This window comes from Nocardioides sp. (assembly GCF_035576065.1).
Lineage (GTDB): Bacteria > Actinomycetota > Actinomycetes > Propionibacteriales > Nocardioidaceae > Nocardioides.
The window spans coordinates 56,755-73,518 of sequence record NZ_DATLWX010000040.1; the positions used below are offsets into that span (position 1 = coordinate 56,755).

Below are 16,764 nucleotides of genomic sequence, written 5' to 3' on the forward strand. Positions count from 1 at the left end.
ATGGACCTTCTCCTCGACGGCTTCGCCGCCGCCCTGACCCCGACCAACATCCTCTTCGCCGTCCTCGGCGTGCTGCTCGGAACCGCCGTCGGCGTGCTCCCGGGAATCGGCCCGGCGATGACCGTGGCCCTGCTTCTGCCCGTCACCTACAGCGTCCCTGCCGAAAGCGCGCTGATCATGTTCGCCGGCATCTACTACGGCGGTATGTACGGCGGCTCGACGACCTCGATCCTGCTCAACACCCCCGGCGAGTCCTCCTCGGTCATCACCGCCCTGGAAGGCAACAAGATGGCCAAGACCGGCCGGGCCGCGCAGGCGCTGGCCACAGCGGCCATCGGCTCCTTCGTGGCCGGCACGATCGGCACCGTCCTCCTGATCCTGCTGGCCCCCATGGTCGGCCCTCTCGTGGTCAAGCTGGGTGCCCCGTCGTACTTCGCCATCATGCTGCTCGCCCTGGTGTCGGTCACCGTCGTCCTCGGCTCCTCCAAGCTGCGCGGCTTCATCGCGCTCTTCCTCGGCCTGGCCATCGGCCTGGTCGGGATGTCGAGCGGACAACCCCGCATGACCTTCGGCTTCGCCGAGCTTTCCGACGGCATCGAGATCGTCGTGGTCGCGGTGGCCATCTTCGCCCTGGGCGAGGCACTGTGGGTCGCGGCACACCTACGTCGTAGTCCGCTGGAGATCATCCCTGTCGGCCGGCCGTGGATGAGTCGCTCCGACTGGAGCCGATCCTGGAAGCCCTGGCTCCGCGGCACGGCCCTCGGCTTCCCGTTCGGCGCACTGCCCGCCGGCGGAGCCGAGGTGCCGACCTTCCTCAGCTACGTCACCGAGCGACGGCTCTCCAAGCACCCCGAGGAGTTCGGCAAGGGTGCGATCGAGGGCGTCGCCGGTCCCGAAGCAGCCAACAACGCCTCCGCCGCCGGCACGCTCCTGCCGATGCTCGCGCTGGGCCTTCCGACCACTGCGACTGCGGCGGTCATCCTGGTCGCCTTCGAGAGCTACGGCCTGCAACCCGGACCTCAGTTCATGACCCAGAACGAGGAGCTGGTGTGGGCGCTGCTGGCGAGCCTCTTCGTGGCCAACACCCTGCTGCTGGTGCTGAACCTGCCCCTCGCCCCCGTGTGGGCCAAGCTCCTGCAGATCCCCCGGCCCTATCTCTACGCCGGGATCCTGTTCTTCGCCACGTTGGGGGCGTACTCCGCCAGCGCTTCCCCCTTCGACCTGGGACTGCTCCTGGTGTTGGGAGCGCTCGGCTTCGCCATGCGCCGCTTCGCGATTCCGGTGCTGCCCCTGATCATCGGCGTCATCCTCGGCCCCCGTCTGGAGGAGCAGCTCTCCGAGGCGCTCGACATCTCTCGAGGCGACTACTCGACGCTGTGGGGCGAGCCCGCGGCGATCATCTGCTACCTCGTCATGGTGCTCATCGTCGCCAGCCTGGTCGCTGTCCAACTGCGCGGCCAGCGTCAAGCCACCCACCCAACGGTCACCGAGAAGGACGAGGTCCACACATGAGCGTCGTCATCGCCTACAGCCCGGACATCCACGGCCGGGCCGCACTGGACCACGGGCTGGCCGAGGCCCAGCTGCGGAAGGCCTCGCTGGTCGTGGTCAACGTGACCCGCGGCGACAGCCTGGTCGACAGCCACTACGCCCACGAAGACGAGGTCCAGCAGGTCATGGACCGACTGAAGGCCGAAGGCATGGATGCGAAGATGCGCCGCGACGTCGTGCCCGACATCGCTGACGCCGTGCTGGATGTCGCGCAGGAGGAGCACGCCACCTTGATCGTGGTCGGCGTCCGTCATCGCAGTGCGGTGGGCAAGATGCTGTTGGGCAGCGTGGCTCAACGAGTCATCCTGGATGCGAATTGTCCCGTCCTGGCCGTGAAGCCTGCCTGAGCGACTCTGATCCCGCCAAGATCCTGGACACTCAGAGGGGCCACCGCTTCCCGTGCCGACGCTGAGGTCATGCGCGCCGAGTCGAGCAGTCCCAGCGCCACCACGAAAGCGTCAGCTCGACACGGCGGGCCGGTAGACCGGCGACGGTTGCTGCCGGCCAAGTCCGTACAGCATCACCAGGAACCACACCAGCACTGCGAAGTCGGCAAGACCGATACCGGCAAGGATCAGTCCAGAGTCGGGATCCGTCCAATTGACGATGAACGCCAGGACCAGGGCGATGGCGAGGCTCACGACCAACCAACGGATCGTGTCGGCCGACGTGGCGCCGGGTGGGCTCACCGCCAGGATGGCGGTGCACGTCTGGTACTGCGCGATGACCAAGGCGAGCGTGAGCGCGCTCGTGATCAGGATGCTCTCCACACCGAACCACTCGGGGACCGAGGGAACAACGGCGCACCACGCGGCGACGCCGGCGAGGTAGAACCCCCGATGCGCCGGGCGCAGTGAGCACAGCGCCTGAGCGGCGATCGCCCAGCCGAGCGGGTCGGGGATGAGATCGAAACTCTCGATCCGGAAGTCGACCAGCACGACGACCAGGCCGAACGCAGCCGTGGCCAGCGGACGCAGGTCGGGAGGCGGTGCCATGGGGCCCGTCCCAGGCACAACCGGAGATTGGGTCCTGGTCCGGTCGCGCCGGCGTCTGACCAGGAGCGCACCGGCCCAGGCCAGGAGCATGGCGGCAGCAGCCCATCGCCACGGCGTCCGTGGGTCCGAGGTGCCCTGCGGCGGTACGGGCGCTGCAAGGGGTTGCTGCCACAGGCCGGAAGCAAGCACGGGGTCGTTGAACGTCTTGCCGTAGCCGCGCGTGTCGTGAGCGACCACGTCCCCCGTGACCACGTCAACGATGTAGACCATCGTCCTGTAGTCGCCGATGACGACGTGATGGTCGTCGGTCCAGCCCCGAATCTCGGACGGGTCGACCCCGTTGGGCAGGTCCAGGGGCACCTCTCGAGCCCCGGCCAGCGTCGTGCCGGCGTACAAGCGCACCGACGCGGAGATTGAGTCCTTCTGCGCGACCGGGCTCGGTGCTGCGATGTAGGCGAACGCCTTGTCATCAGGCCCCCACGAGGCAATGACCACCTCGTGTGGAAGGACCTCAGAGGTGGGCGCGGTCGCGGTACCGACTTCCCACCGATAAACAGTGTTCCCCCGGGACCACACGACCCCCGTCGGCGCCGAACCCAGGTTGGGCAGCGAGTGCTTGGCAGGCGCCTCGATCTCCGTGGGTGTTCCGTCCGTCACGTCCCACGCGACGAACTGGTGATCGTGTCGCTGTCCGGGAGCGGGCACGTTGTAGGTCGTCAGCAGGTGACCCGAGTCGCCGGAGAACGCCAGGTCCTGCATGGAATCGCCGACACGCGGAGCACCGAGGTCTCGCAGCTCTCGGACCTCCCCTGTTGAGGTGTCCATGACAGCCCAGCCGACGAGCCGTTGACCTCGAGCGGCGCCGTACTGCCTCCAGCCGATCCACCGACCGTCGGGCGACAAGGCGACGTCAGCCACCTCTTCGATGCCAGGCAGCCAGGTGGCGTGCCCGTCGATCGCCGAGACGCCGAACATGTCCACGCCCTCCAGCTCGCCCGTCACGCCCGTGGCCTTCATTCGAGTCGACGCGCCCACGGCCGCCAGCGGCCCGTCGGTGCCCTCATCGTCGGACCAGATGCCCGGTGCGTTCACCACCTCTGGCAGTGCCGGAACCGCGCCTGCCCCACGGTCGTCTGTCGAGGCCTCGTGCCGCCATACCGCTGCGATCACAAGAAGGAGAGCCACCACCCCCACCGCAGCGATGACGAACTTCGGCCTCATGTGACCCCCGTGGTGATGTGAAATGGCGAGCGAATCCTCGCACGCAGAGAGAGCGACAGCCGCCCCGACGTGGGTCGGAGCGGCTGTCGTGTTCAAGAGGGCTGGCTCTCGGTGGAGTGACCCACCGGGACCGATTGTTCTGCGCGTGGAGCTGGCGGGAATCGAACCCGCGTCCTCGAGCGTCGAACCAGGTCTTCTCCGGGTGCAGTCAGTGATGTCGTTTTCTCAGTCCCGGCACTCGCACAGACACGTCGCCGACAGACTCAGTCAGGAAAAAGTCCCGATCACCCCTCCTGACGGAAGTGATCAGCAAGTCCTCTAAATGAGGCCTGGGTCCGGGACGAGGACGGGTGCCCGGTCAGACCCTTCGATCACTGCTCAGGCAGCGAGAGCGAAGTCGTTGCGGTTTGAGTTGGCAACTATGGTTTTCCAGCGATCGTTAACGAGATGACGCTGGCTTCTCGACCCGCTTCCCCTGGAACTAACGTCCCAAGTCGAAACCGATCAGCCCCTCTTGAGTTGTGTTGGTCAGTCTAGGGGTCAACACCGACAACCGCCGCATGCATTCCCGTCCGGGTCCGGTGGCGACGCACGAGATCAGCCGCCGCATCGGGCCAGGTGGGGTGGTCGAAGACGAACCCCTCCTCGAGCAGGCGCGCCGGCACCACGCGCCGGCTCTTGAGGAGGAGCTCGGTCTCCGAGCGCAGCACGAAGGCCCCCATCTCCGCCATCAGCCTGGTCGCCGGCAGGCCGATCCTCCCGTTCCGGAGGACCTTCATCAGCTCGCGCTGGGGCACCGGGAATGGCGACGCCAGGTTGACCGGTCCCTCGATGTCGTCGCGCGTCAGCAACAGCTCGACGGCGCGCACGAAGTCGTGCTCGTGAATCCAGGAGACGTATTGCCTGCCCCCGGCCACCGGTCCCCCGACCCCGAGCCGGGCCATCCGCAGCAGGATGTCGAACACCCCGCCACGGTCAGGGCTCATCACCAACGCCGAGCGCAGCGCGACCCTCCGTGTCCTGGGGGTGTCCGCCTGCTGCTGGGCCGCTTCCCACCTCTGGGCGATCTCCACGCTGAAGGCCCAGGAGGCCGGCGCGGCCTCCTCCCCACCGCCGATCCGACCGTCCTCGCCGTGGGCGGGGCCGTACGTGTGCTCGTAGATGGTGGCCGTGCTCGTCTGTAGCCAGACCCGCGGCGGGCGCTCGGCGCGTTCGATCGCCTGCCCGACAGCTTGCGTCGAGTCGACCCGTGAGTCCATCATCTCGGCGCGGTGCTCGTCGGTGTAGCGGCAGTTCACCGTGCGGCCGGCGAGGTTGATCACCGCGTCGGCGCCATCGATCTCGGCGGCCCAGTCGCCGACGGTCCGGCCGTCCCACCGCACGTGCCTGATGCCCGGCTCGAGCGCGGTCGGGCGCCGACTGAGCACCACGACCTCATGACCCTGCTGACTGAGCGCTCGCCGCAGGATCCCACCCACCTGTCCGGTTCCCCCGGGGATCACGATCTTCATGTCGCTGACCCTACGCTACTTTTGAACGCGTTCAAAACCTTCTCGGTCGCCCAGCAGGGCGCTCGCGTTGTCGTGGCACACCGCCCGGAGCCAGTCGTCGCCCAGGTCGAGCCGCTCGAGCGACTCGAGCTGGTGGAGGTAGGGATAGGGAATGTTCGGGAAGTCCGAGCCGAGCAGCACCTTGCCGCCGAGTCCCAGGTCACGCAGTCTCGGCAGCAGGTCAGCCGGGAACACGCCGCCCATGTCGGAGAAGAAGTCGGTGAAGGCCATCGTCGTGTCGAGGTGCACCCGCTCGTGGGTCTCGGCGATCGCGAGGAACTCGGCATACTCCGGTGCGCCGAGATGGGCGATGACCAGCCGCAGGCGCGGATGGCGGGACAGGAGCAGCGCGACCGGTCCTGGTCCGGTGTACGCCGCAGGCACCGGCCCGCTGCCGGCGTGGATCACCACCGGGGTCCCGGCCTCGGCGACCAGCCCCCACGTCTCGTCGAGCAGCGGGTCGAGGGGCGAGAAGTTGCCAACCTGCACATGGATCTTGAACACCTCGACGCTGTGGAGTCGCGCTTCGACGTACGCCGCTGACGACTCCTCCGGGAAGAAGGTGCCGCACACCAGTGCCTCCGGGACCCGGTCGGCGAAGTCCGCCGCCCACTGGTTGAGCCAGTCGGCCATGCCGGGCTTGTGGGCGTAGGCCAGCGCAGTGAACCGCTCGATCCCGAACGACCTCAGCGTCTCGACGAGCACGTCGTCGGTGTCGCGATAGGTCAACGGCCAGGGGCGGCCGATCAGCGGACCTGCCGCGTCGAACTGGGCGCGCACCTTGGCCATCACCCGCGGCGGCAGGAAGTGGGTGTGGATGTCGACCAGCCCGGGCAGGCCGAGACGGCCCCACCAGTCGCGGACGCCGGCCGCCTCGCTCATCGTCGTCACAGCGCCTTCACGAGCACCAGCGTCGGCCCGTCCCAGTCGATCTTGTCGAACTCGTGGATCGCGACGAAGCGGCGCCCGGCGTAGAAGGCACGCGTCTGCTCGTAGTGGACATCGTCGTAGGACGGGCCGACCGTGTGGACCTCGAGCATCTCGACTCCCTCGCGGCGCAGGTCACCTTCCACCTCGTCGAGCAGCGCTCCCCCCACTCCGGTGCCACGACGTGCCGCCGACACGGCGATCAGGTGGACCTCGCGTGATCGGAGGAAGTGCTCGGCCAGTAGGACCACACCGACGACCTCACGGTCGTCGACGGCGAGGTAGGACACGAGGCGAGAGGCGTCTGCGACGTACGCCGCAATCGCCGACTCGACGCCGAACCATTCGGGGAGGCCGTGCAGGATCCGCTCGACCGCTGCCGGGTCGTGGCGCCGCACCACCTCCATCAGTCGGTGATGCCCTTGAGGCGCCGCTGGACGGCCTGTTCCTTCTCGCGGTTGGCCTGGCGCTCGGCGAGGGAGTGACGCTTGTCGTACTCCTTCTTGCCGCGGGCCAGGGCGATCTCGATCTTGGCGCGGCCGTCCTTGAAGTAGAGGCTGAGCGGGACGATGGTGTAGCCCTTGTCGCCGATCTTCCGCTCGATCTTGTTGATCTCCACCCGGTTGAGGAGCAGCTTGCGCTTGCGGCGAGCGGCGTGGTTGGTCCACGTGCCCTGCGCGTATTCGGAGATGTGGACGCCGTGCAGCCAGACCTCGCCGTTGTCGATGTCGACGAAGCCGTCCACGAGGCTTGCGCGACCCTCGCGCAGCGACTTCACCTCGGTCCCCTGGAGCACCAGGCCGGCCTCGTAGGTGTCCTCGATGTGGAAGTCGTGGCGGGCCTTCTTGTTCTGGGCGATCAGGCGATTGCGCTGATCCTTCTCCTTGGCGGCCATCCGGTCATCTTCTCAGACGCCTCAACCGGGTTTGACCGCCTGCGTCGCTCGACCATCGAGCGGTCTCACAGCCACATTCCTCAGCACCTGAGTGTGGCTCACGCACCGCTCGCCCGCGTGTCGGCGTCGGCCACCCGGCCCAGCGGTCCCACAGCCACCTTGCTGAGCCGGAAAATGTGGCTCACTCACCGCCCGACGAGGACTCCCCGAGCTAGATGGCGAGCCGCGAGACCTCAGAAGTAGTCGGCGGGGTTGACGGCATTGCCGTTGGCCATCACGGTGAAGTGGAGGTGGCAGGCGGTGGACCAGCCGGTGTCGCCGACGTAGCCGATGATCTCGCCGCGCTGGACCCGGGTGCCGTCGCCGACGGTGTAGCGCGACGCGTGGTTGTAGATCGTCGCGACACCGGCGCCGGCCAGGGCGCCGTGGTCGATGATCAGCCGGTTGCCGTAGACATCACTGAAGTAGGAGGAGATGACGACGCCGGACTCGGCCGCGACGATCGGCTGGGCACAGCCACCACCGAAGTCGGCGCCGTCGTGGAGCCCCCAGTAGCCGTAGATGGGGTGCGTCCGGTAGCCGAAGGGCGACGTCAGGCCCCCACCGACGGGCATCTGGAGGACTCCGGCCGTCGGGCCGACCCGGGCGTTCATGGCGGCTTGGGAGCCGGCCGCTGCGTTGGCGGCGGCCAGAGCGGCGGCCTTGGCCTTCGCCCGGCGCAGTGCCGCGGCGGCGCGCTTGCGCAGCATCTCCTCGATCCGTTCCTTCTGGCGCTCGGCCTCCTTGAGCTTGCGAAGGTCCCGGGCCCGGGCCCGGGCCGCGTCGTCCTCGGCGGACGCCCGCTCCCCCACCAGGGTCACCACGTCGGTCTTGGCGGCGGCGGCCTCGGACTCGAGCGCCTCCATCGTGAGGAGGTTCTCGGCGGCCGCTTCGCGCTTGAGCGCGACGTCGTCACGGGCGTCCTCGACGTGGTCCTCGTTGACGGCGAGCAGCACCTCGGAGGCCTGGAGCTTGTCGTAGTCGCGGGTCTGGGTGTCCACCATGACGGCGTTGATCTCCGCGCGTCGCGAGAGGTCCTGGGCGGACTCCGCATCGATCAGGGAGGCGAAGGCCATCAGGTCGGGGTCACCCTCCATGTAGAGGCGGGTGATGGTGTCGCCGACGATCTCGCGCTGCGCGTCGACGACGTCCTGTCCCTGCTCGAGCTCGCTCTGCGCCAGGGCGAGCGCCGCCTCGGCCTGCGCGAGCTCGGCCTGCATCAGGGCGTCGCGCTCCTGGGCGACGGCGAGCCTGCCTTGGGCGGTCGCGAGCGCCGTACGCGCGTCAGCGAGCTGTGTCTTGGCGGCGTCGAGGCGGGCGCCGGCCCGGCGGAGCTCCTTGCTGGACTCCTGGACGTCGTCGTGCGCGCGGTGGATCTCCTTCTCGACGCGCTTCTGCTTGTCCTTGAGGTCGTCGGCAAAGGCTGGATCGAGAGAAGTGGGGACGGCGAGGGCGCCCAGCGCCAGGGCAGCCGCAGCGGCTGCTGCGGCCATGCGGCGGCGGACGGTACGGGGGAAGGATCGCACCGGGAGGCCTTACTTTGCGTTCGGGGAAGGGAACGCCTCGAAGGTATCCCGCCCGGCTCACACTTTGAGGTATTTGCGTGTCAGCACGAGTGTCGGGAGCACGGTGAGCAGCGGTCCGAGGACCGCGACGATCGCCACGGCGACGACATATTGCTCCATCCCGATCCACGGGATGAACTGCAGACGGTCCTGACCGCGCTGCTCGATGCCGAAATACATGAACGCCGCCAGCGCCCCGGTTGCGAGGAGTACGCCGAGGAGTGCCGTGACGAGGGCCTCGAGCAGGAACGGCAGTGCGATGTAGAGCGTCGACGCGCCGACCAGTCGCATGATCCCGATCTCCTTGCGCCGCGCGAAGGCCGCGAGGCGGATCGTGTTGGCCACGAGCAGCAGGGCGGCGACGACCAGGAAGGCGGCGGTGGCGACCGAGACCACCAGCAGCATGTTGATGGAGCCGATGATCGGCTCGATGTAGCGGCGCATGTCGCGGACCCCGGCGACGCCGTCGAGTCCGCGGACCGCGCTGACGATGCCCTGGAACTCCTCGGGGTCCTTGAGCTCGACCCAGAGCGACTCCGGCATGTCCTCGGCGGTCAGGACGGCGTTCTTCCCCTCGAACTTCTCGGCGCCGTAGAGCTCCTTGACCTTCTCGAAGGCCTCGTCCTTGGTCTCGAGGTCCCAGCCGGCCGCCTCGGGGTTCTCGTCGATGACGGCGGTGATCGCGTCCCGCTGGGCGTCGGTGACCTCACTGGCGCATGCGGGATTGCTGTCCTCGGCGTTGCACAACGCCACCTGGATCTGGAGCTGGCTGCCCCAGTGCGCGGCGGCCTTCTCCGCCTGCAGGTGGAAGAGCACGCCGAGACCGACGAGGGTCAGCGACACGAAGAGGGTCAAGATCACCGCGAGGTGCATCGACAGGTTGCGTCGGAGGCCCTGGCCGAGCTCGGAGAAGACGTAGCGAAGCTGCATGGAGAGGTGTCAGTCCTGTCAGTGCTGGGGGAAGAAGTCAGCCGGAAGAGTTCAGTTGGAGAAGCCGTAGACGCCCTGGGCCTGGTCGCGCACCACGCGGCCGTGCTCGAGCTCGATGACGCGCTTGCGCATCTGGTCGACGATGCCGGCGTCGTGGGTGGCCATCACGACGGTCGTGCCGGTGCGGTTGATGCGGTCGAGGAGCTTCATGATCCCCACCGACGTGGTGGGGTCCAGGTTGCCGGTGGGCTCGTCGGCGATCAGGATCTTGGGCCGGTTGACGAACGCCCGCGCGATCGCGACGCGCTGCTGCTCACCACCGGAGAGCTCGTCGGGGAGCCGCTCGCCCTTGCCGGTGAGCCCGACCATCTCGAGCGTCTCCGGCACCAGCTTGTCGATCTCGCTGCGGGACTTGCCGATGACCTGGAGGGCGAAGGCGACGTTCTCGGTGACCGTCTTGTTGCCCAGCAGCCGGAAGTCCTGGAAGACGGTGCCGATCTCGCGACGCAGGCGCGGCACCTTCCAGCTCGCCAGCCGGTTGATCTCCTTGCCGGCGACGTAGACCCGACCCGAGGTGGCGCGGTATTCACGCAGCACCAGCCGCAGGAAGGTCGACTTGCCGGATCCAGATGAGCCGACGAGGAAGATGAACTCGCCCTTGTCGACGTCGACGCTCACCTGGTCGAGCGCCGCGTGGGCATGGCCGGGGTAGGTCTTGGTCACCTTCTCGAAGCGAATCACGCGACCGAGGCTACGCGCTGGACCCAGCAGATCCCGAGCTCACGCGGCCGGGGGTGGAGCAAGACACCTAAGGTGACGTCGTGCTCGTCTCATTGCGTACGCCGAAGCGCCGGCGCCGCCCCGGACCGCCGACTGCGCTCGCAGGCATGCTGCTCGCCGTGACCGCTGCCTGCTCGACCAACCCACCGACTGTTCCACCCACGCTGGGGCAGGGAGACCCGACCTTCGCGCCGACCTCGCTGAGTCGCTACGACACCTCACTCATCTCCATCGTGCGAGCAGCCTTCTGCGACCGGGTGTCCGGCGACGCGATCTCGGCAGCGCTCTCGGGTGAACCGGAGGGGGAGCAGAGCTGGCGACCGGGCGGCCCGTTGCCGGGGAGCAAAGCCATCAGCAACGAGTTCGGCTGCGCCTGGACCAGCGGCGACGTGAGAGCGCGCGCCTGGGTCTTCGCTCCCCCGGTCACCACCGAGCGGGCAGTCGATCTGGCCGTCGAGGTGGTGGACGAGAGGTGCGAACCCGTTCAGCCCGTGCCTGACCTGGGTGAGCCGAGCGCGATCCAGCGGTGCGAGGACAGCTCGACCCGGACCTCGATCCACGGGTTGGTCGGCGACGCGTGGGTGAGCTGCGAGATCAGCGGATTGACCGGTGGGGCCTCCGTGGACACCCAGCTCGTCAGCGAGTGGTGCGTCGCGGTGCTCGAGGCGCTTCGCGGGACCTGACCCAACTCGGCCCCTCACAGGATTGTCGGTGGAGAATGCAACCGGCAGGGGCCCGCGGACGTGTTCCCTCCAGTGGCAGCCGACCAGGCCGTCGCCCGATGCGGGGGACCCGATGGATCCAGCAGCAGAGCGCGACTTCACCGCGTTCTACGACGCGACCTGGCGCCGCACGGTGGCGGTTGCCTTCGCGATGACCGGCGACCTTGCCGCCGCGGAGGACCTCGCACAGGAGGCGTACAGCCGGGCCTGGCCGCGGTGGTCGTCGCTGAAGTCGTACGACGACCCGGGGGCCTGGGTCCGTCAGGTGACCAGCCGACTGGCGGTCAGTCGCTGGCGGCGTACGAAGACCGCGATGAACCACCTGGCGCGGTCCCGACCGCCCGAGCACGCGACGCCACCGAGCGAGACGTCGGTCGTCCTGGTCCAGGCACTGCGCACCCTGCCCGAGGCGCAGCGCCGGGCGCTCGTCCTGCACCACCTCGGGGAGCTTCCCGTCGCCGAGGTGGCCCGGATCGAGGGCTGCCCGGAGGGCACCATCAAGGCCCGCCTCTCGCGGGGTCGAGCCGCCCTGGCCGACCTGCTCGCGGAGTCCAGCGCACCCGTGCCGACTGACACCCACGCCGAGAACGGAGCACCCACTCATGCCTGACATCTTCGACATCGACCGCGCGTTCGACGTGCTTGCGGACGACGTGATGCACCGCGCTTCTCCCCCGACCGCCATCAACGCCATCAAGCAGGCCCGGCGCCGTCGCCGTACGGCGCTCGCCACTGCCGCCGCAGCAGCACTCGTCGTCGTGGCTGGTTTCGTCGTGCCGACGATGGTGGGTGAAGACGACTCCTCGCGGGTCGCCGAGAACGACAAGAACGAGGACGTGGGACGGGTGCGGCCGCTGCCCGCCCCGGCCGAGTTCGCCCCCGAGGGTTGGGAACCACTCATCACCGGGGACACGCTGTTCCCGCACACCAGCACGTGCCTGAGGTCTTTCCTGGAGCCAGGCCCCGAGGACCGGGGCCTCGACATCATCAGCGAGCTGGGCCGCGGCGACGACCGGTTGGTGAGCCGGTTCTTCGACTTCCACGACGACGAGGACTCTGCTGAGAGGGCCGACCAGCTGGTCGCGGCCACTTCCTCGTTGACCGGCTGCGGGGCGCCGACCCGTGTTCCGCGCGACGCCGACGCAGACGTCCAGCACTTCGCCAGCACGGAGGGCGGGATCGCCACCGACCTCTGGGTCGCGCAGACCGCGGTCGACGGGCCAGGACTGATCGGACTGAAGCAACGGGTCGGCATCTCCCTCGCGGTCAGCAAGACTCCCGCCACCTCCGGAGAGGTCGCGATGATCGCCGACTCGTTGGTGGCGTCGTTGCGTGACAGCTCGGTGTCGCCGGGGGGGTCACTCCGGGCGTACAGCAAGCCGGCACTCCGTGCCGAGGAGGCAGAGAAGAAGCGCCTCCTCGAGGACGCCAGGACTGCCTTCGGTGCCTGGTCGCGAGTTTGGGGCGGGTCGGACAGCCCGTCCTTCGGGCTCTGTGCCGAGCCGCCGTTGCGTGGTGCCCCGAACCCCTTCCTCGAAGGGTGGATCGACTACGCGGTCGGTGCCGGCGGTGCCGTGGACATCGAGTTCAATGTCTGGCGGACCGACGACGAAGCAACCACCGCTCGGGCCGAGTTCCTCTCACAGCTCGCCGAGTGCAACGTGACCCAGTGGCAGGTCGAGAGCAGCGGACCTTCCACGTGGATCGCCACGTCGCACCTCGGCACGGCGTGGATCGTCCAGGACGCTGAAGCGTTCGGAGTGCTGCGCGCACGAGAGGCCATCGACCCTCCCGACGATGTCAGTGCCGCCGTGTTCGACGTGCTGACCTCAACTTTGGTCGAGAGACCTCGTCCGTAGGCGCCCCACGAGTGGGCGTCAGGCCTCAGCCGCCGTACGTCATGGGGACTGCGTGTTCGAGCGAGCAATTCTCATGACGTCCGGCGTCGAGTGCTACGCCTCGTCCTTGTCGGCACCGACGCGCCAGCGGATGCCGGCCTCGATGAAGGGGTCCAGGTCGCCGTCGAAGACCGCGCTGGGGTTGCCGCTCTCGTAGCCGGTGCGCAGGTCCTTGACGATCTGGTAGGGGTTGAGCACGTAGTTGCGCATCTGGTCGCCCCACGACGCCTGCACGTCACCGCGCATCCCGTCGAGGTGGGCCTTCTCCTCTGCCTTCTTGCGCGCGAGCAGCTTGGCCTTGAGCACGACCATGGCTGAGGCCTTGTTCTGCAGCTGGCTCTTCTCGTTCTGGCAGGAGACGACGGTGCCGGTGGGGATGTGGGTCAGACGCACCGCGGAGTCGGTGGTGTTGACCGACTGACCGCCCGGGCCGCCGGAGCGGTAGACGTCGGTGCGGATCTCCTCGTCGGGGATCTCGATCTCGTCGGTCTGCTCGAGCACCGGCACCACCTCGACAGCCGCGAAGGACGTCTGCCGGCGGCCCTGGTTGTCGAAGGGGCTGATCCTCACCAGGCGGTGGGTGCCGGCCTCGACCGACAGCGTGCCGTAGGCGTAGGGCGCGTGGATGGCGAAGGTCGCGGACTTGAGTCCGGCCTCTTCGGCGTACGACGTGTCGAAGACCTCGACGGGGTAGTTGTGCTGCTCGGCCCAGCGGACGTACATCCGCATCAGCATCTCGGCGAAGTCAGCCGCGTCGACCCCGCCCGCGCCGGAGCGGATGGTGATGAGGGCTTCGCGGACGTCGTACTCCCCGGACAGGAGGGTCCGGATCTCGAGCGACTCGACGGCCTTCTTGACGCGGCCCAGCTCACGCTCGGAGTCGGCGAGCGTGTCGGCATCGCCCTCATCCTGCGCCATCTCGACCATCAGGCCGAGGTCCTCGATGCGGGTCTCGAGCGCGAGGAAGCGGTCGAGCTCACCCTGGATCAGCGAGAGGCGGCCGGTGACGCGGGTGGCGTTGTCCTGGTCGTCCCAGAGGTCCGGCGAGGCGACCTGGTCGCCGAGGTCGGCGATCTCCTCACGCATCTTGTCCAGGTCGAGGACCTGGCCGATGGTGTGCATGGTCGCCTGGAGCTGCTTGATCTCTTGGTCGTAATCGGTGCCTGCCACAAGCGGCAACACTACGGGCCGGGCGGTGGGGTGTCGAAAGACAAAGCCGCCGACAGACCTGCAAATGACGGGCCGCCCGGTGTCACGTGAGTGACTCCGGGCGGCTCGCTCGGGCTGGTGCGGCCCGATGGTGCGCTCCCTGACTGGGAAGTGGGGAGCGCGGCTGGGACTACTTGGTGCAGAGCACCTCGGGCGAACCGATCGCGACGTACGAGTCGGGAGCCTTGGTGGAGGTGGTGGAGTAGCTGATGCGGAAGGCGTCGCTGATGTCGACCTCGTTGTTCTCGACGACCTGGCCGAGCACGAGGGCGTAGGAGAAGACGTTCTTGCCGTCCTTCGCCAGCGCCACCGAGCCGGTGCCACCAGTGGCGCTCGAGTCGGTCAGCGCGTAGGTCGCCCGCAGCTTGAGGCACTTCTTGCCCAGGGTGTACTCGATGGAGGAGTTTGCGCCCGCCGCCTCGGTGACGAGGCTGGAGCTGAAGGGCTCGGTGCCGATGGTGGCGGTCGTGAACGACATGTTGCTCTCGGGACCACTGGTGCGATGGGTCAGCTTCTCCCAGGCGTAGACGACGAGCTTGAGCTCCGAGCTGACACCCTTCTTGACCGTGCCCGCGGCCGGCTTCAGCACGCGGTAGAAGCGGGTGCCCGCGGTGCTGGGTTCGTCCTTGAGCAGGAACCTGCCGTTGGCCTTGATCTTCGCCGTCCCCGAGACGGACCACGTCTTCTTGTTCTCCATGCGCTGCTGGAGGACGACCTTGTCGCCGGCGGCCTTGGGGCTCACCTGGCCGCGGATCTTGACCACGTCCTCCTTGGCGATGGCCGTCGTCCGGTTGATCGCAGCAGAGACCGAGTATGCCGGAGCAGCGGCGCGCTGGACCGTGGCGTCGTTGGCCGTGGCGGTGCCCGCCGTGGCAACGAGCGGGGTGGCAACGAGCGCGAGGCCAAGTCCGGCGGTGGTGAAGCGGTTCATTCTGTTTCCCCTGTCTGGTGGGCCCTGGTGGGCCGTCTGCAGGGGAGATGCGCGCGATGCAGGTTTGGTTGTCCGCTATCCGTGCATTTGTCCCACGCTCTCAGGAGTCGAAGCCGAGACCGAGGCGATCGAGGATCCGGAGCCACAGGTTGCGCCTGCCGGTCGCGTCCTCGCGAGCCATCGCCCAGCGGGTGACCTGGATACCGAGCCAGGCCAACGGCTCGGGCGGGAACGGCAGCGGCTTGGACCGGACCATCTTCAACCGGGTGCGTTCGGTGGACTCGCCGTCGACGAGGTCGAGCATGACGTCGGCGGCGAACCTGGAGGCACCGACCCCGAGGCCGGTGAAGCCGGTGGCGTACGCCGCCCGCCCGCGGTGCGCCGTACCGAACATGGCGCAGAAGCGGGTGGAGGTGTCGATGACCCCCGACCAGCGGTGGGTGAATCGGATGCCCTGCAGCTGCGGGAAGGTCTCGGCGAAGTTGCGCGCCAGCGTCTCGAACGTCGCGCGCCGGTCGTCGTGCTCGTCGGCCATGGAACGACCGAAGTGGTAGATCGCGTCATAGCCGCCCCAGAGGATCCGGCGGTCAGGCGTCACGCGGTAGTAGTGGAACTGGTTGCCGGAGTCGGCGATGCCGATGGACGGGTCCCAGCCGATGCTCCTCAGCTGCGCTTCGGTGAGCGGTTCGGTGGCCAGGACGTAGTCGTAGACCGGCACGATGGACCACTTGGCGCGACGGAACTGGTCGTGGAAGACGTTGGTGGCCACGACGACCCGCCTGGCCCGGATGACCGCAGCGCCCGTCGTGGCCTCGAGGCCGTCGTCCCGACGCCTCAGTGCGTCCAGCCGGGTGCCCTCGAAGATCCGCACGCCGAGCCGCTCCGCCGTCTGTGCCAGTCCCCACGCGAGACGGGCGGGGTCGACGAGCGCACAGCCATCGGGGTGGAGGCGTCCGGCGAGGTAGGTCGGGGAGTCCACGACAGTGCGCACCGAAGCCGCGTCGAGGAAGCCCTCCTGTTCAGGCTCGAGCCCGGCCACCTCGTGCGGACGGGTCGCGACCAGCAGCGTGCCACCCCGCACGAAGCCGCAGTCGATCCCGTGCCGCTCGATCGTCTCCTCTATCCCGTCGAGGTTCTCCACCCCCAGGGCGTGGAGCCGGTCGTACTCCCCCGGCCAGCGGGAGCGCCCGTTGTTCTCACCGTGGGTCAGACTGGCCTCGCAGAAACCACCGTTGCGGCCCGTGGCGTGCTCGGCGATCCGGTCGGCCTCGATGAGCGTCACCGACCTGCCGGGGTGTCGCTCCACGGCACGAAGTGCGGTCCAGAGCCCGGTGAAGCCGCCGCCGACGACCAGCAGGTCGGTGTCCAGGGCACCCGACGCCTCCTGCCTGGCCACCGGACGCGCCGGGTTGTCCAGCCACAGCGGCATCAGGACCGAGTCGTCCAAGGAGTCCGCTGGCCACGGCGTGTGCCGGTCCCCGTCGACGACGTCGTCCACGTGCGTGTCGGTCATGGGGCATCCTCAGTCAATCTTCGGAATCAGTCGTCAGC

General features: G+C 68.4%; 16 protein-coding genes and 1 other RNA gene. 5 read left to right on the forward strand and 12 right to left on the reverse strand.

Annotated features, from left to right (window positions below):
* Positions 1 to 1,512: a tripartite tricarboxylate transporter permease gene (locus VNJ48_RS17340; RefSeq protein WP_325604370.1), complete on the forward strand. Its 1,512-nt coding sequence runs from the start codon at positions 1 to 3 to the stop codon at positions 1,510 to 1,512.
* Positions 1,509 to 1,898 carry a universal stress protein gene (locus VNJ48_RS17345; protein WP_325604372.1) on the forward strand — a complete coding sequence of 130 codons (390 nt, stop codon included), beginning with the start codon at positions 1,509 to 1,511 and terminating at the stop codon, positions 1,896 to 1,898. The genes VNJ48_RS17340 and VNJ48_RS17345 overlap by 4 nt, the downstream gene beginning before the upstream one ends.
* Before the next feature lie 111 nt (positions 1,899 to 2,009).
* Here VNJ48_RS17345 and VNJ48_RS17350 read toward each other — a convergent pair whose 3' ends face one another.
* The 9 genes from VNJ48_RS17350 to ftsE all read right to left on the reverse strand — a co-directional run bounded on the left by VNJ48_RS17350 (position 2,010) and on the right by ftsE (position 10,414).
* Positions 2,010 to 3,767 (reverse strand): hypothetical protein, encoded by a 1,758-nt coding sequence (locus VNJ48_RS17350; RefSeq protein WP_325604374.1) that lies wholly within the window; start codon positions 3,765 to 3,767, stop codon positions 2,010 to 2,012.
* Between the two features lie 143 nt (positions 3,768 to 3,910).
* Positions 3,911 to 4,279: a transfer-messenger RNA gene (gene ssrA, locus VNJ48_RS17355) on the reverse strand.
* Between the two features lie 21 nt (positions 4,280 to 4,300).
* The gene (locus VNJ48_RS17360) at positions 4,301 to 5,278 is read right to left on the reverse strand and encodes a TIGR01777 family oxidoreductase (protein ID WP_325604376.1); all 978 of its coding nucleotides are present in this window, start codon (positions 5,276 to 5,278) and stop codon (positions 4,301 to 4,303) included.
* A gap of 15 nt (positions 5,279 to 5,293) precedes the next feature.
* The gene (locus tag VNJ48_RS17365; protein WP_325604475.1) at positions 5,294 to 6,199 is read right to left on the reverse strand and encodes an amidohydrolase family protein; all 906 of its coding nucleotides are present in this window, start codon (positions 6,197 to 6,199) and stop codon (positions 5,294 to 5,296) included.
* 5 nt (positions 6,200 to 6,204) lie between these two features.
* A complete protein-coding gene (locus tag VNJ48_RS17370) occupies positions 6,205 to 6,651 on the reverse strand; it encodes a GNAT family N-acetyltransferase (protein ID WP_325604378.1) in 447 nt (148 codons plus the stop codon).
* On the reverse strand, positions 6,651 to 7,139 hold the full coding sequence (gene smpB / locus VNJ48_RS17375) for an SsrA-binding protein SmpB (protein ID WP_325604380.1): 489 nt from the start codon (positions 7,137 to 7,139) through the stop codon (positions 6,651 to 6,653). The genes VNJ48_RS17370 and smpB overlap by 1 nt, the downstream gene beginning before the upstream one ends.
* A gap of 233 nt (positions 7,140 to 7,372) precedes the next feature.
* Entirely contained in the window at positions 7,373 to 8,671 is a 1,299-nt protein-coding gene (locus tag VNJ48_RS17380) for a peptidoglycan DD-metalloendopeptidase family protein (RefSeq protein ID WP_325604382.1), read from the reverse strand.
* 90 nt (positions 8,672 to 8,761) lie between these two features.
* Positions 8,762 to 9,673, reverse strand: a complete 912-nt coding sequence (gene ftsX / locus VNJ48_RS17385; protein WP_325604385.1) for a permease-like cell division protein FtsX — start codon at positions 9,671 to 9,673, stop codon at positions 8,762 to 8,764.
* 51 nt (positions 9,674 to 9,724) lie between these two features.
* Complete coding sequence (ftsE, locus tag VNJ48_RS17390) at positions 9,725 to 10,414, reverse strand: cell division ATP-binding protein FtsE (RefSeq protein ID WP_297741478.1); 690 nt, start codon at positions 10,412 to 10,414, stop codon at positions 9,725 to 9,727.
* A gap of 80 nt (positions 10,415 to 10,494) precedes the next feature.
* Between ftsE and VNJ48_RS17395 the strand changes: the two genes are divergently transcribed.
* The 3 genes from VNJ48_RS17395 (at position 10,495) to VNJ48_RS17405 (ending at position 13,034) form a co-directional block, all read left to right on the forward strand.
* Positions 10,495 to 11,136 carry a hypothetical protein gene (locus VNJ48_RS17395; RefSeq protein ID WP_325604390.1) on the forward strand — a complete coding sequence of 214 codons (642 nt, stop codon included), beginning with the start codon at positions 10,495 to 10,497 and terminating at the stop codon, positions 11,134 to 11,136.
* A 112-nt stretch (positions 11,137 to 11,248) separates the two neighbouring features.
* Complete coding sequence (locus VNJ48_RS17400; RefSeq protein WP_325604392.1) at positions 11,249 to 11,785, forward strand: SigE family RNA polymerase sigma factor; 537 nt, start codon at positions 11,249 to 11,251, stop codon at positions 11,783 to 11,785.
* Complete coding sequence (locus VNJ48_RS17405) at positions 11,778 to 13,034, forward strand: hypothetical protein (RefSeq protein WP_325604394.1); 1,257 nt, start codon at positions 11,778 to 11,780, stop codon at positions 13,032 to 13,034. Before VNJ48_RS17400 ends, VNJ48_RS17405 begins: the two co-directional genes overlap by 8 nt.
* Positions 13,035 to 13,127: 93 nt before the next feature.
* Here VNJ48_RS17405 and prfB read toward each other — a convergent pair whose 3' ends face one another.
* The 3 genes from prfB to VNJ48_RS17420 all read right to left on the reverse strand — a co-directional run bounded on the left by prfB (position 13,128) and on the right by VNJ48_RS17420 (position 16,726).
* Positions 13,128 to 14,243: a peptide chain release factor 2 gene (gene prfB / locus VNJ48_RS17410; protein ID WP_325604397.1), complete on the reverse strand. Its 1,116-nt coding sequence runs from the start codon at positions 14,241 to 14,243 to the stop codon at positions 13,128 to 13,130.
* 169 nt (positions 14,244 to 14,412) lie between these two features.
* On the reverse strand, positions 14,413 to 15,213 hold the full coding sequence (locus tag VNJ48_RS17415) for a hypothetical protein (RefSeq protein WP_325604399.1): 801 nt from the start codon (positions 15,211 to 15,213) through the stop codon (positions 14,413 to 14,415).
* 100 nt (positions 15,214 to 15,313) lie between these two features.
* Positions 15,314 to 16,726 (reverse strand): FAD-dependent oxidoreductase, encoded by a 1,413-nt coding sequence (locus VNJ48_RS17420; protein ID WP_325604401.1) that lies wholly within the window; start codon positions 16,724 to 16,726, stop codon positions 15,314 to 15,316.
* Positions 16,727 to 16,764: the final 38 nt, after the last annotated feature.